The sequence below is a fragment of the Parablastomonas sp. CN1-191 genome, assembly GCF_049354825.1.
GTDB lineage: Bacteria > Pseudomonadota > Alphaproteobacteria > Sphingomonadales > Sphingomonadaceae > Novosphingobium.
In genome coordinates this window covers 1,182,801-1,195,381 of the sequence record NZ_CP186480.1, presented here as the reverse complement: position 1 = coordinate 1,195,381, position 12,581 = coordinate 1,182,801, and the positions used below count along the sequence as shown (strand labels likewise).

At 66.8% G+C, this 12,581-nt stretch carries 8 protein-coding genes; 2 read left to right on the top strand and 6 right to left on the bottom strand.

The window, feature by feature from the left end; all coding sequences use genetic code 11:
* Positions 1 to 5: 5 nt before the first annotated feature.
* The 6 genes from ACOYW6_RS05975 to ACOYW6_RS05950 form a co-directional block, all read right to left on the bottom strand.
* On the bottom strand, positions 6 to 1,400 hold the full coding sequence (locus ACOYW6_RS05975; protein WP_423142895.1) for an efflux transporter outer membrane subunit: 1,395 nt from the start codon (positions 1,398 to 1,400) through the stop codon (positions 6 to 8).
* Positions 1,397 to 4,576 carry a multidrug efflux RND transporter permease subunit gene (locus ACOYW6_RS05970; RefSeq protein WP_423142894.1) on the bottom strand — a complete coding sequence of 1,060 codons (3,180 nt, stop codon included), beginning with the start codon at positions 4,574 to 4,576 and terminating at the stop codon, positions 1,397 to 1,399. The genes ACOYW6_RS05975 and ACOYW6_RS05970 overlap by 4 nt, the downstream gene beginning before the upstream one ends.
* A 12-nt stretch (positions 4,577 to 4,588) precedes the next feature.
* Positions 4,589 to 5,770, bottom strand: a complete 1,182-nt coding sequence (locus ACOYW6_RS05965) for an efflux RND transporter periplasmic adaptor subunit (RefSeq protein WP_423142893.1) — start codon at positions 5,768 to 5,770, stop codon at positions 4,589 to 4,591.
* 86 nt (positions 5,771 to 5,856) lie between these two features.
* On the bottom strand, positions 5,857 to 6,759 hold the full coding sequence (locus tag ACOYW6_RS05960; protein WP_423142892.1) for an acyl-CoA thioesterase: 903 nt from the start codon (positions 6,757 to 6,759) through the stop codon (positions 5,857 to 5,859).
* A 46-nt stretch (positions 6,760 to 6,805) separates the two neighbouring features.
* On the bottom strand, positions 6,806 to 8,893 hold the full coding sequence (locus ACOYW6_RS05955; protein WP_423142891.1) for an alpha/beta hydrolase family protein: 2,088 nt from the start codon (positions 8,891 to 8,893) through the stop codon (positions 6,806 to 6,808).
* 152 nt (positions 8,894 to 9,045) lie between these two features.
* The gene (locus ACOYW6_RS05950; protein WP_423142890.1) at positions 9,046 to 11,145 is read right to left on the bottom strand and encodes a sodium-translocating pyrophosphatase; all 2,100 of its coding nucleotides are present in this window, start codon (positions 11,143 to 11,145) and stop codon (positions 9,046 to 9,048) included.
* Positions 11,146 to 11,350: 205 nt separating this feature from the next.
* Between ACOYW6_RS05950 and ACOYW6_RS05945 the strand changes: the two genes are divergently transcribed.
* The gene (locus ACOYW6_RS05945) at positions 11,351 to 11,545 is read left to right on the top strand and encodes a hypothetical protein (RefSeq protein ID WP_423142889.1); all 195 of its coding nucleotides are present in this window, start codon (positions 11,351 to 11,353) and stop codon (positions 11,543 to 11,545) included.
* Entirely contained in the window at positions 11,542 to 12,501 is a 960-nt protein-coding gene (locus ACOYW6_RS05940; RefSeq protein WP_423142888.1) for a fatty acid desaturase, read from the top strand. The genes ACOYW6_RS05945 and ACOYW6_RS05940 overlap by 4 nt, the downstream gene beginning before the upstream one ends.
* Positions 12,502 to 12,581 lie beyond the last annotated feature (80 nt).

Genomic DNA, 12,581 nt, shown 5'->3' with positions numbered 1-12,581 from the left:
AGCGCTCAGGGGTGTTTGACGAGCAGGCTGTCGGCGCCGAGTGCGCGGTAGATCTCGGCGCGGTTGGTGGCACGCAGCAGCTGTCCCTGCACCAGCGCACGGCGGGCCGCGTAAAGCGCCTGCTGCGCGCTGAGCGAGGTCAGGTAACTGTCGATCCCGCCGCGATAGCGCATCTCCGCCAGGTTGGCGTTGTCCGCCGCGGCGGCGCGATTGGCCGCCAGCGCGGTGACTTGCGCGTCGATCGTGCCGCGCCGTGCCAGCGCGTCGGCAACGTCGCGAAACGCGGTCTGGATCGCCTTGCGATAATCGGCCAGCAGGGCATCGCGCTGGGCTTCGTTGTAGGCGACGTTGGCTTGCCCGGCGCCGCCGCGAAAAATCGGGTAGTTGACCCCAGCGCTCGCGCTCCAGGTGAAGGCACCGCCGGTGAAGATCGAGGTCAGCGCGCCCGACACGGCGCCCAGCAGGCCGGTCAGCGAGATACGCGGGAACAGCTCGGCGCGGGCGGCCCCGATATCGCCGTTGGCGGCGCGCAACTGGTACTCGGCCTCGACCACGTCGGGGCGGCGCAGCAGCACGCCCGAATCAATGCCGGCGGGAATGCTGGCAAGGCGGCTGCCGGCGTCCTCGATCCCGCTCGACAACAGTGCCGGATCGATCGGTGCGCCGACCAGCAGTTGCAACCCGTTGACGTCCTGCGCCGCGGCACTGGTCTGCGAGGCAGCATCGGCCTCTGCGGTGTGGAGCGTCAGCTGGGCCTGGCGCAAGTCGGTGCGCGGCGCGATCCCGCCGTCGAGCCGCTGCCGGGTGAGCGCGACGACTTTGGCCTGCGTCTTGACGGTGTCGCGCGCGATGGCCAGCAGGCTCTGGTCGGCAGCGTGGGCCAGCCACGCCTCGACCACATCGGCCACCAGCGCCAGCCGGACCGCCTGTGCTGCCGAATCGGAGGCCAGATAGCGACTGCGTGCCGCATCGGTCAGCGAGCGCACGCGGCCGAACAGGTCGAGTTCATAGCCCGACACGCCGGCCTGGAGATCAAGGCCGCCGCTGCCCGAACCGGTGCTGCCGCCGTTCCTGCGCGTATAGGACGCGCTGGCGTCGACCTGCGGCAGCAGGTCGGCGCGCTGGACGCGGAATTGCGCCCGCGCGGCGGCGATGTTGGCGACGGCGCGAGCGACGTCCTGGTTGTTGGCGAGCGCCTGGTCGATCAGCGCCTGCAGGCGCGGGTCGGCGAACACCGTTCGATAGTCATAGCTTGGCAGCGCGGCCATGTCCGCGGCGCGGTAGGCTGCGCCCGCCGGCCACGCGGCGGGGACCGGCAGCGCCGGCTGGACGTAAGCCGGCTCCATCGAACATCCCGCCAGCGCGAGCGCGGCCAGTGCGGTGCCCGTGCGAACGATCATGCTGCCGGCTCCGGTGCGGTGTTGTCCGCGCTGCGGCGCCGGTGCAGCAGGCGGGCAAACGTCTGTTTCGTGATCGTTCGTACCAGCACGAAGAAGAACGGGATGTAGAACAGCGCCAGCAGCGTCGCGGTCAGCATTCCGCCGATCACCGATGTGCCGATGGCGATGCGGCTGTTGGCGCCCGCGCCGGTCGCCAGCGCCAGCGGCATTACGCCGAAAATGAACGCGGTGCTGGTCATCAGGATCGGGCGCAGGCGGATGCGCGCCGCCTCGAGCGCGGCCTCGTACGGCGTCTTGCCGGCCTTTTCGGCCTGTTCGGCAAACTCGATCATCAGGATCGCGTTCTTCGCCGCCAACCCCATCGTCGTCAGCAGGCCTATCTGCAGGAACACGTCGTTCTGCAATCCGCGCAGCGTGACGGCCAGCAACGCGCCGACCAGCCCGAGCGGGATCACCAGCAGCACCGCCAGCGGGATCGACCACGATTCGTACAGCGCCGCCAGGCACAGGAACACCACGAGCAGCGAAATGGCGTAGAGATAAGGGGCTTGCCCACTCGACAGCCGTTCCTGGTACGATGCACCCGCCCAGGCAACCGATACGCCGGGGTGGGCGGCGATGATCGCCTCGATCGCGTCCATCGCCGTGCCCGAACTCTCGCCCGGCGCGGCCTGGCCGCTGATCTCTTCGTTGCGCGTGCCATTGAAACGGCTGAGCCCGGTCGGCGCGGCGCTCCATGTCGCCTGGGCTATCGCGGAGAAGGGCACCATCTCGCCGCTCGACCCGCGAACGTACCATTGCCCGATGTCCTGCGGCGCGGCGCGGTAAGGGGCGTCCCCTTGAACGTAGACGCGCTTGACCCGGCCGTTGTCGACGAAATCGTTGACATACCGGCCGCCCCACGCGGTCGAGAGGGTCGAATTGACGTCGGTCTGGTTGAGACCGAGCACGGCGAGGCGCTGGGGGTCGGCGTCGATCTTTAGCGTCGGCTGATCGGGCAGCGATCCGAGACGTACGTTCGCAAGGCGCGGATCGGCGCGGGCTTCGGCCAGGATCGCGTCGCGCTGCTCGGCAAATTCCGGCTGCGAGAGGTTGCCGGAATTGAGAAGCTCGGCGGTAAAGCCACTCGACGAACCAAGGCCCCGGACCGCGGGAGGCAGGGTGGAATAAAACTCGACGTCGCGCAGCGGCGCCATCGCCTGGGTCAACCGGCGGGTGATCGCTTCGGCCGAATGCGCCTTGCCCTTGCGGTCGTCCCAGTCCTTGAGCGCGATGAAACCGCGGCCGGCGTTCTGGCCGCCACCGCCGCCGCCGCTCGATCCGCCAACCAGCATCATCTTGTCGAGTTCGGGAACGTTGTGCAGGGCGTAATTCTCGATCTGCGCCATCGCCGCCTGGGTTTGCTCAAGCGTGGCGCCGGCCGGCAGGTTGTACTGCATCGAGGCAAAACCCTGGTCCTCGCTGGGCAGGAATCCGGTCGGCAGGCGCGCGAACAGCGCCACCAGCAGCACCACCACGACCAGGTAGATAGCTCCGAAACGCCGCCGCCTGGCCAGCACGGTCGTCGTGCGGGCGTGGTACCAGCCCGAAAGGCGGCCGAAGCGGTCCTCGAACCAGTGATGCAGGCGTGCGCTGAGCTGGGCGACCCGCCCGCCGGCACGTTCCTCCTCCTCGCGCCGGCGAAGCAGCGTGGAGGTCAAGGCCGGACTCAGCACCAGCGCGACGAACACCGAAAGGACCATCGCCGAAACGATCGTCAGCGAGAACTGGCGGTAGATCACCCCGGTGGAACCGCCGAAGAACGCCATCGGCAGGAACACCGCGGACAGCACCATCGCGATCGCGATCAGCGCCACCTGGATCTCGGCCATCGATTGCAGCGTCGCCTCACGCGGGGTCATGCCAGGGTTCTCGTGAAGCAGGCGCTCGACGTTCTCGACCACGACGATGGCATCGTCGACCAGCAAGCCGATCGCCAGCACCATGCCGAATAGCGTCAGCGTGTTGATCGAAAAGCCGGTGACGGCGAATACCGCCAGCGTGCCCAGCAGCACGACCGGCACCGCGATCGCCGGGATCAGCGTGGCACGCCACGATTGGAGAAAAAAGAAGATCACCAGCACTACCAGCGCCACCGCTTCGAGCAGGGTGATGACCACGTCATCGACAGAGCGCTTGATGAAGGTGGTCGAATCGTTGGGGTAGGTCAGCTTCCAGCCGTCGGGAAAATCCGCCTCGCGGTCGGAGAATTCCTTTTTCACCAGTTCCGCGGTCTTGAGCGCATCGGCGCCCGGCGCGAGGCTGACCGAGATGCCCACCCCTGGATGGCCATTAACGCGGATGGCGACGGCGTAGCTTTCGGAGCCAAGTTCCACCCGGGCGACGTCGGCAAGGCGGACAGTCGACCCGTCGGGCCGGGTCTTAACGACGATCTGGGCGAACTGTTCGGGCGTGCTGAGGCGGCTCTGCGCGGTGAGCGTGGCGTTCAGGCGCTGGCCGGCGGGACTGGGCGTGCCGCCGACCTCGCCGCCGGCGACTTCGGCATTCTGGGCGGTGATGGCGGAGATCACGTCGCTGGGCATCAGCTGCACCGCCGCCAGCCGTGCCGGGTCGAGCCAGATCCGCATCGCGTGTTGGGCGCCGAACACGTTGGTGTCGCCGACCCCTTGCAGGCGGGCGATCGGCTCTTGCAGATTGGCGACCAAGTAATCGGCAATGTCGGGGGAACGCGCCTTGTCGGTGCTGTCGTAGATGGCGGCGATCAGCAGGTTGTCAGGATTGGACTTGGTGACCGTCAGGCCTTGCTGCTGGACCTGGCTGGGCAGCCGGCTGAGCGCCTGCTGCACCTTGTTCTGGACCTGGACCTGCGCAATGTCGGGGTCGGTACCCTTTTCGAACGTCGCGCTGATCGTTACGGATCCGCGCGCCGACGAACTCGACGAAAAATAGAGCAGCCCGTCGATCCCGGTCAGCTGCTGCTCGATCACCTGGGTGACGCTGCTTTCCAGCGTCGCCGCCGATGCGCCGGGGTAATTGGCGCGAATGTTGACCTGGGGCGGGGCAATATCGGGGAATTGCTCGACCGGGAGCGCGCGAAGCCCGGCCAGGCCCGCCATCATGACGATGATCGCGATGACCCAGGCAAAGATCGGCCGGTTGACGAAAATGCGCGACATCGGGTCCGGCCGTCAGCCTTTCTTGCCCGCGGGCCGCGACCCCGGAACCTGCGGCGCGGTTTCGGGCACCGGCTTGACCGGCTGGCCGGGCTTCACCTTGCCCAGGCCCTGCGTGATCAGCTTGTCACCCGGATTCAGCCCTGCTGTGACGATCCAGTTGGCGCCGCTGGTTGCCGTTGCCGTGACGGTGCGGCGGACGGCCTTGTTGTCGGCGCCGACGACATAGACCTGTGCCGCGCCGGTGGGATCGCGCGACACCGCCCCTTGCGGGACCAGGTAGGCATTGGTCTGCGTCGATTGGGCAAGGCGCGCGCGCACGAACATGCCCGGCAGCAGCAGGCCCTGCGGATTGGGAAACTGCGCCCGCATCGTCACCGACCCGGTAGCCGGATCGACCGTGATTTCCGAGAACGCGACCCGGCCGAGCAACCCGTACTCATTGCCGTCATCAAGCGTCAGGCGCACCGGCGCAGTCATCGGCGCGCCCGCGCCGGTGCCCATCTGGCGGCGCAGCTTGACCAGGTCGGCGGCGCTTTGCTGGATATCGACGTAGATCGGGTCGAGGACCGCGATCGTCGCCAGCGGATCGTTTTGCGCCGACGTCACTAGCGCGCCGACGGTGAAGGCCGAACGGCCGATCCGGCCACTTATCGGCGCCGGGACGGTGGTGTAGCGCAAGTTGATGCGCGCGGTGTTGAGCGCGGCCTGGTTCTGCGCGACCGAGGCCCGCGCCACGCGCGCAGAGGCGGCGACATCGGTATATTCCTGCTGCGAGACGGCCTGCGCGGCGGCGAGCGGGGCATAGCGCGCCGCCTTGGTCCCGGCGGCGGCGGCGCTGGCGCGCGCGCTTTCGAGGTTTGCGGCGGCCTGCGAGGCGGCGGCGCGGTAAAGGCTGGGATCGATCTGGAACAGCGGTTGGCCCGCCCGTACGTAGCTGCCCTCGGCGAACAGTCGCCGCTGAATGACGCCCGTGACTTGCGGGCGGACTTCGGCGCTTTTCGAAGCGGCGACGCGGCCGGCCAGCTCGGTCTCGATCGGCACGGTGGTGGGTTGCATGACCCGGAAGCCTACTTGCGGCGTGCCTTTGTCGCGGCCGGTCGCCGCCTTGCTGCCGCAGCCGTTCAACACCAGTGCTACGGCACACGCGGCGGCGAGCGCGGCGATGCGCTTTTTTCGATAATCGGTTGAAGGCATTAAGTCGGTTTCGCGCAGGGGGAGGGGGGCAAGTCAAGTATCCGTTTGTCGCAGGACCGGTCGTGCATCGCCGCGGTGGCAGGCTGTCAGGCCGGTGAAGCCGGGCTTCGCGCCCGGCGGATCATGCCCTCTTGGGCAACCGAAGCGACGAGCCGCCCGTCGCGCGTGAAGATCTGCCCGGTGTTGAAACCGCGGCCATTGCCGGTCCACGGGCTGTGCATCGAATAGAGCAGCCAGTCGTCGGCGCGGAAGGCGCCGTGAAACCAGATCGCATGATCGAGACTGGCGCTGATCACCTCGCCACGAAGCCAGCTGAGGCCATGCGGCATAAGCGAGGTTCCGAGCAATCCCAGGTCGGTGGCAAACGCCAACGCCGCCCGGTGCAGGCGCGGATCGTCGCCCAGCGGCGCCACGACCCTGATCCAGGCATGGGCCAGCGGCTGGGCACTGACGCCGGCGTCGCGGCTCTCGCGCTCGACCATGCGCATTTCGACCGGGCGCGGCCGCGAAAGCCAGTCCTTGAGCGCCGCCGGTGCGCCTTCGGCCAATTTGCGGCGGCTTTCGAATTCGGACGGCAGGGTTTCCGGGGCCGGCACGTCGGGCATGGCGGTATCGACGTGGTGAAGCCCCTGCTCAGGGCGCTGGAACGACGCGGTCAGGTTCAGGATCGGGCGGCCTTCCTGGCTTGCCACGACCCGGCGGTTCGCGAAGCTGGCGCCGTCGAAATCGCGGTTGACCGCGAAATCGATCTCGTGATCCTCGCTCCCGCCGCGCAGGAAGTAGGCATGAAGCGAATGGCAGGGTCGGCCTTCGTCGACGGTCGCCTCCGCCGCGGCTAGCGCCTGGGCGATGACCTGCCCGCCGAACACCCGGCCGACGCCGCCCGGCTTGCGCCGCCCCGCGAAGCGATCCTCGCCCGCCGGACGTACGGAAAGCAGGCGCACGAAACCGGCGACAAGCTCCTCGGGACTGGGTGTGTCACTGACCATCGTCAGCGCCCCCTAAGGGGCGCCGCGCGCAGGTCAAGCAACGCCCCTAGCCCGATGTCCGAGCGAACAACCGCTGGCCCATTGCGGCCACCGCCGGGTCGATCGCCGGCTTGGCGGCGAAATCGGCATCGGCGGCGACATAGGCGGGATTGTAGCGGTCAAGCCACGCGGACGCTCCGCCCAGCCATTCCAGGCGCTCTTCCTTGGTGAAATAGATGCCGTAGTGGCCGTTCTTCGGCTGCTCGATATAGGCGAAGTCGACGCCTTCCTTCTTGCCCGCGCCCTTCAGCGCGGAACGCAGCGCGCGCGCTTGCGCGATCGGCACGCGCGGATCGCGGACCCCGTGGACGATCAGGATCTTGGACCATTCGCCGCCGGCATTTCGCGCGGGCGAAACCTGATCGAGCGAGGCGGCGCCCTTGGCCAGGTAATTGGCGCCGAAAGAGCCGAGATAGCCCTTATCGTAATCGCGCATGGCGGGAAGGTCGTAGACGCCGGCACCGGCGATCGTGCAGCGCCAGCGCTGCGGATCGCGCTGCGCCGCGCGGGCGGAGGCATAGCCGCCGTATGACCAGCCCATCATGCAGGCGCGGCTCTTGTCGACGATTCCCTGCGCGGCCAGCGCGTCGACAGCGTCGTTGAGATCGTCCTGCATCCGCGTGCCGAAGCCGTCCTTGCGACCAGCCTTGCCGAATTCGACACCGTAGCCGCCGGATCCGCGATAGTTGGGCTGGACCACGACGTAGCCCTGCTCCGCAATCGACTGGGCCCACTGGTCAGCCTCGACATAGTCGCGCACGCCATAGGGGCCGCCGTGAGTAAGCACGACCACGGGCAGGTTCTTCTGCCCGGCTCGCAGCCGCGGGCGGGTGACCACAGCCTCGATCGGCAAGCCGTCGCTGGCGGTGTACCTGAAGGCCGAGACGGGATTGAGCAGACCGTCCTTGAGCTTGGCGCTCTGCCAACCGATCAGCTGCATCTTCCCGCTGTCGGCGTCGTAGAGGTAGTACCCGTTTTCCTGCTCCGGCTTGCCCAGCGCGACGATCAGCCGGTGATCGCCGTCGTTGGTCGAGACGATTTGCGCATTGCCCTTGCCGTAGCTGTCTTCGAGAAAGGCCTGGATGGTCTTGAGGCGGTTGTCGGTGAAGCTGACGTAGTCGCGGTCGGTGGCGAAGGTATAGCCGACCACGCCGTTCTCGTCCTCGTTGGCGATCGCGCTGCTGGCGTCATAGCCCGCCGGAGCCTCGAACACCTTTGACACGATGGTCATCGTCTTGAGATTGGCCTTGTAGATCGCGCGGTGCCCTTCGTGATTGCTCGACACGATGGCCATGTCCGGCTCGTCCAGGAATACGATCGGGCGGATGCCGGCGCCGGAGAAATCCTTGTCCTTGACCCGCTGCACCGTCGTGAAGGCCTGGCCTTCGCCCGAGCGATAGAGGTAGCGCTCCTCACCCGTGTCGCGGTCCCCCGCGGTGCCCATGCGGACCACGCCGTTGCCGTCGGCGAACCAGCCGCCGACGATCGGATTGGGCTGCTGGACCACGCTCAACACCTTGCCCGTGGCCACGTCGACCCATTCGACCCGGTAATTGAACATCTGCTCGGTATTGCCGTTGTCGACTTGCCGGGCGAGCAGGATGCGACCGTTCTTCTTGTCGATGTGGAGCACGTCGGCGGCGTCTGCAGTGGCGCCGTCCCAGGCGAGCGGCGTCGTCTTGCCGGTGACGATATCGTAGCTGGCGAGCCGGCGCAGGTCGACGCGCTGGCCGTAGACGATCTCACGCGAGGTGAGCGTCAGCAGCAGGTAGCGGTCGTTGGCCCAGCGGTAGCCGGCGAGGGTGCGCTGGCCGGCGTCCTTGTAGGTTTCGGCCGAGGCGATGACCTTGGGCTTGCCGCCGTTGACGAGGTCGAGCACCGCATAGACGAAATCGTTGCCGCCCCCCAGCGTGACGGCCGCCTTGGTACCGTCGGGCGACAGGCGCAGCTGCTGCATCGACGGCAGCTCGACCAGCGTGTCGAGCGGAATCTTCGCGGCGATCTGGTGAGACGGCGGCGTCTGCGCCGCGGCCGGTATGGCGATAACGGCGACGCCGGCCAGCACGGCAGCACGAACGGTCTTGGCAATGGACATGAGCAACCCCTTTTGCACCCTGCGCATACGCAGGAATCCCTGCCGCGATCATATGGCGCCGGACGGCGCAGGCAAGAGCAAGCATCGGCAGGACAACAAAAAACCCGCCCGGGCCGCGCGGCCCGGGCGGGTCATTCAGTCGGGCATCCTGATCAGCCGGCGGCGAGCGCAGCCAGCAGGAGCAGGGCGACGATATTGGTTATCTTGATCATCGGATTGACGGCCGGACCAGCGGTATCCTTGTAAGGATCGCCGACGGTGTCGCCGGTCACAGCGGCCTTGTGGGCTTCGCTGCCCTTGCCGCCGTGATGGCCGTCCTCGATGTACTTCTTGGCATTGTCCCAGGCACCGCCGCCCGCCGTCATCGACAGGGCGACGAACAGGCCGCCCACGATCACGCCCAAGAGCAATGCACCCAGAGCGGCAAAGCCGTTGGCCTGCCCCGCGATCGCGGTGATCACGAAATAGACCACGATCGGCGCCAGCACCGGCAGCAGCGAGGGGACGATCATCTCCTTGATCGCCGCCTTCGTCACCAGGTCGACCGTTCGGGCATAGTTGGGCTTGGACGTACCGGCCATGATGCCGGGATCGGCCCGGAACTGGTCGCGTACGTCGATAACCACGTCGCCGGCGGCGCGGCCCACCGCGGTCATGCCCATGGACCCGAACAGGTAGGGCAGGAGCGCGCCGAGCAGCAGCCCGACGATGACGTAAGGATTCTCGAGGCTGAAATCGACTTTCAGGTTCGGGAAGAACTCCTTGAGGTCGGTGGTGTAGGCTGCGAACAGCACCAGCGCGGCAAGGCCGGCAGAACCGATCGCATAGCCCTTGGTCACCGCCTTGGTGGTGTTGCCGACTGCGTCGAGAAGATCGGTCTTCTCACGCACGCTGTCGTCAAGTCCCGCCATTTCGGCGATCCCGCCGGCGTTGTCGGTTACCGGACCGTAAGCGTCGAGCGCGACGACCATGCCGGCCAGCGCCAGCATCGCGGTTGCCGCGTAGGCGATGCCGATAAGGCCGGCGAGCTGGAAGGCGATGATGATGCCCGCCACGATCACGAGCGTGGGCAGGGCGGTGGCCTCCATCGAGATGGCCAAGCCCTGGATCACGTTGGTGCCGTGGCCGGTTTCCGATGCCTTTGCGATCGAGCGGACCGGGCGGTAGTTCGTTCCGGTGTAGTACTCGGTAATCCAGATGATCAGGCCGGTGATGACCAGCCCGAGCAGCGAGCACCAGAACAGATCCATGCCCGAGAACGGCTGGTTGCCGATATCGGTGTCCATATCCCCGTTCGAGATCAGGTTGATGCAGAACCAGATCGCCGGAACGGACAGGATCGCGGTGACCAGGAAGCCCTTGTACATCGCCCCCATCACGTTCTTCCCGCCACCAAGGCGGACGAAGTAGGTGCCGATGATCGAAGTGACGATGCAAACGCCGCCGATCAGGAGCGGCAGCGTCATCCACGCCAGCAGCGATGCGCCCAGGCCCTTCATCAGCAGCGCGGTCAACACCATCGTGGCGCCGATGGTGACGACGTAGGTTTCGAACAGATCGGCCGCCATGCCGGCGCAGTCGCCGACGTTGTCGCCGACGTTGTCGGCGATGACGGCGGGATTGCGCGGGTCATCCTCGGGGATGCCGGCCTCGACCTTGCCGACCAGGTCGGCGCCGACGTCTGCTGCCTTGGTGAAGATACCGCCGCCAAGACGCGCGAAGATCGAAATGAGCGAGGCGCCGAAGGCCAGCGCGGTGAGCGCCTGGACGACCGTGCGGTCGGTCCCGCCGACATCGTAGCCGGCAACCGCGGTCAGGTAATAGAAGAAGCCCGCCATGCCGATCAGGGCAAGGCCCGCCACCAGCATCCCGGTGATCGCACCGGCGCGAAACGCCAGCGTCAGGCCTTCCTGAAGTCCTGTCTGAGCGGCGGCGGCCGTGCGGACGTTGGCCCGTACCGAAACGTTCATGCCGATGAACCCGGCCATGCCCGAAAGCACCGCGCCGATCACGAAGCCGGCGGCGCTGATCGGGCCGAGAAAGTAGGCGACGAGCACCGCGACGACGACGCCGACGATGGCGATAGTGGTGTACTGGCGGCGCAGATAGGCCTGCGCGCCCTCCTGGATCGCCGCGGCGATCTCCTGCATTTTTTCATTGCCCGCCGGGCTGCCAAGTACCTGCCGGCTGGTGACGAAGCCGTAGAGTACGGCCACCAGCCCCAGGATAATCGCGATCGTGATGAGATTCACGGCGTCGCTCCCCCTAAAATGGTTGTGTTGTTCTTGATCCCAACCCCGCGAGCGCGGGGCCAGGGCAGCTTAACCGCGATTCGCGCCAATGCAATTGGCCGCGGGCTGGCCGACCGCAGCTTTTTCGTCACAGCCTTCCCAAGATGAAACAGCGGTCATTCAACGGTTTCTTGCGGGATTCGATGGTTCGTATAGAGTTAACGCCATGCAAGGGGCTGTCAGACTGTTGTTCCAGTGGATGCCGTTCCTGTTCGGGATCGGCTTTATCGCGCCGCTGGTGGCGCAGACGTTGGCCTATTGGGGCTGGCCCGCGCCCTGGGGGATGAGCCGCATCGCGTTCGGCTTGCTGGTCGGGGCGCCGTGGGGTCTTTACGCCACGCTCCGGGGACGCTGGCTGTGAACGCGTTCGTGCTGGCCCCCGCCAATCTGCGCGAAAGCCCCGCCGGCAGCGCTCCCGCCATACCGCTGGGCGAAGGCAGCGCGCTCGACGCGCACGTGCGGCGTGACCTGCTTCGCCAGGAACGCGCGATCGCAAGGCGTTATTCGTCGGCCAGCCGGCGAATGTGGCCTTACACCGCCATCACGCTGGCGTGCTTTGCCGCGTGGCTGGCGTTCTTCCCGCTTACGATGCTGCACATCATGCCGCTGTCCGTGGCCTTCGTGCTGAGCTGCATCTTCGCCGCCGGGGGCTATGTTACCAGCCACGAGGCGATGCACTCGAACATCGGTCGACCCGGCACGTCCACCCGGTTCTGGAACGAGCTGACCGGCCAGGTTGCCACGATCATCCTCATCTTCCCGTTCTCGATGGCGCGGATGATGCACCTGCATCACCACTACTACACCAACGATCCCGAGCGTGATCCCGACTACACCGACGCCGCGGCCAACGCGCCGATGGCGTGGGTCAAGACCTGGCTCAACCGCCAGCCCGGCGCCGACGGATCGATCCACCACTACAAGCGCATCCTCGAACGCATCGGCACCCCGGCGGCGCAGACGGCGCTCAGGGAAACGATGCTCCTGCAGCTGTTCGCGATGGCGGTGTTCTTCACCATGGCGTGGAGCGGCTATGCGATGGAAGCGGCGCTGCTGTGGTGGCTGCCACGCCACATCGGCCTCAGCTACATCCGGTTTTACCTGTCATGGGCGCCGCACCACCCGCGCGAAAGCCTCGACCGCTACGGCAACACCCGCGTGTTCCGCAGCCGGCTCGGCCACGTGATGAGCATGGGGATGCAGTACCACGTGGTGCACCACCTCTACCCGGACATCCCCAACCACCTGACCAAGTTCGCCTATTACGAGATGAAGCCGCTTTTAGAGGCGCGCGGAGTGGACTGCGCGGCGTTGTAGGTGGATTTGAGCCGGTGGTCTAATAAACGGCCACTGCGAAATCGTCCGATTGCAAACGCTAAATGGGTAGCGATCTGAGG

Bases quoted from the DNA above. Each gene is read 5' to 3' on its own strand.
- ACOYW6_RS05975 (WP_423142895.1), bottom strand. From the start codon at position 1,400: ATGATCGTTCGCACGGGCACCGCACTGGCCGCGCTCGCGCTGGCGGGA.
- ACOYW6_RS05970 (WP_423142894.1), bottom strand. From the start codon at position 4,576: ATGTCGCGCATTTTCGTCAACCGGCCGATCTTTGCCTGGGTCATCGCG.
- ACOYW6_RS05965 (WP_423142893.1), bottom strand. From the start codon at position 5,770: ATGCCTTCAACCGATTATCGAAAAAAGCGCATCGCCGCGCTCGCCGCC.
- ACOYW6_RS05960 (WP_423142892.1), bottom strand. From the start codon at position 6,759: ATGGTCAGTGACACACCCAGTCCCGAGGAGCTTGTCGCCGGTTTCGTG.
- ACOYW6_RS05955 (WP_423142891.1), bottom strand. From the start codon at position 8,893: ATGTCCATTGCCAAGACCGTTCGTGCTGCCGTGCTGGCCGGCGTCGCC.
- ACOYW6_RS05945 (WP_423142889.1), top strand. From the start codon at position 11,351: ATGCAAGGGGCTGTCAGACTGTTGTTCCAGTGGATGCCGTTCCTGTTC.